The sequence below is a fragment of the Streptomyces kronopolitis genome (assembly GCF_014646275.1).
Classification (GTDB): domain Bacteria; phylum Actinomycetota; class Actinomycetes; order Streptomycetales; family Streptomycetaceae; genus Streptomyces; species Streptomyces kronopolitis.
On record NZ_BMND01000090.1, the window covers coordinates 1 to 1,687 of the forward strand.

The window sequence follows — 1,687 nt, forward strand, 5'->3', positions numbered from 1 at the left end:
GCGGACGGGCTTGGCGGCCTGGATCTCCAGGGTCCAGCGGATCGCATGGCCTTGGTGGCCGAGCGGGGCGGAGACGTGCACCCAGATGCCGAGGGAGCCGGTCGTGCGGTCGCCGTTGAGCAGCTGCGCGAACCGTTCGGAGCCGGTCCGCTCGTGGGTGACGCCGAGGTAGAGCACACGGGGCTGAAGCACGAACCCCGCGGCGGGGATGGTGGTTTCGGTGAAGCCGGTGGGGGCGGCGGCGTCCAGGTCGCCGTCGCAGACCCGCAGCGTGGTGCCCAGGCGCCAGTCGTAGGCGTTCGGGGAGATGCGCGACGGCTCGTAGGGGTCGATGGTGATCTCGCCGCGGGTGATGGCTGCGGCGATTGCGGGGCCGGTGAGGATCACGAGGCCACCGCCCGCACCGTGGCGATGTCGCGCCAGTATCCGGATGCCTGCGGGCCTGCGGCGGCCTGGTACTTGCCCGCGTACAGGTCGATGTCGCCGGTGGAGACGAAGAACATGATCTGCCCGATCTTCATCCCCGCGTATACCCGCAGCGGCCGGATCGCGGAGAGCATCAGCGTCCACTGGCCGTGGAAGCCGATGTCGCCGATCGGGGCGGTGATCTCGACGAACAGGCCGAGTCGGCCGACCGAGGAGCGGCCGAACAGCAGCGGCACGAAGACGTCGGAGCCCACTTCTTCGAGGGTGTGGCCGAGGTAGAGCTCGCCCGGTTCGAGGACGTATCCGTCGTCGCTGATCTCGAACGACCGGGTGGGGTTGGGGTGGTGGGCGTCGATGACCTCGGCGGTGTAGGTCAGCAGGGTGGAGCCGAGGCGGACGTTGTAGCTGTTGGGGTTGACCTGGTCCGCCTCGAAGGGGTGGATGCGTAAGCGTCCGTCGTCGGCGGCGGTGGTGATCTCCGGGCCGGTGAGGATCATCTTCGGTCTCCGTCGGCTGATGGTGCGGTGGAAAGGACGTGGCGGGCGGCCTGGCCGAGCTGCACCCCGGCCTGGTGGGTGCGGCCGCCCAGGTAGGTGTCGGCGAGGTAGCTGGTGGTCAGCACGCTGCGGATCCCCGCGGCGAGCGGGTGCGGTGCGGTGACCAGCGGTCCGGACCGCTCGGTCAGGTAGTCCAGGAGGCCGTCCAGGTCGGTCAGGTGCTCGTCGGGGAGGAAGGCGTGGACGAGCTGGTTGCCGAACGGCTCGATGGCCAGCAGGTCCCCGAGCGTGAGCACGTCGCCGAGCCGTACGGTCCGCAGGGCGGTTTCGTTGAGGATCACCGCGGCGACCCCGAGCCCGGTGTGGAGCCGGGAGGTCACCTCGGTCAGCAGCAGCCTGCGGTCCAGCACGTTGTTGCGGTACGGGTCGTTGACGGTGCCCAACGAGGTGGCCAGCCTCTGGCCGGTGGCCGCGATCTTCTCCCCGAGGGCCGCAAGGCCGTCGGGAAGGCCGGTGGTCTGGGGGAAGCGGTGGGTGTGGGCGGCCCAGCCGGACCCGACGGGTTCGGCCGCGGCGTATCCGGCGGCGAGCTCGGCGCCCTTGACCACCAGGGTGTCGCCCACGTGTGCGGGTGCGTAGAACTCGCTGTGGCAGTGCCCGGCGAAGATGACGTCGGCGAACGGGCAGGCCGCGGCCAGCTCCAGATCCGTCTCGAAGCCGGAGTGGGACAGCACCATCCAGGCATCGACATGGTGATGGTGCTC

The 1,687-nt window shown here is 70.2% G+C and carries 2 protein-coding genes and 1 pseudogene; all 3 read right to left on the reverse strand.

Features of this window, described 5'->3' with window-relative positions; all coding sequences use genetic code 11:
* On the reverse strand, window positions 1-387 hold a 387-nt coding region (locus IEY78_RS33710; RefSeq protein WP_189104809.1), incomplete at its 3' end, for a dCTP deaminase.
* On the reverse strand, window positions 384-923 hold the full coding sequence (dcd, locus tag IEY78_RS33715) for a dCTP deaminase (protein ID WP_189104810.1): 540 nt from the start codon (window positions 921-923) through the stop codon (window positions 384-386). The genes IEY78_RS33710 and dcd, both read right to left, overlap by 4 nt.
* Window positions 920-1,687: pseudogene (locus IEY78_RS33720) on the reverse strand (bifunctional metallophosphatase/5'-nucleotidase); the annotation flags it as partial. The pseudogene IEY78_RS33720 and the gene dcd, both read right to left, overlap by 4 nt.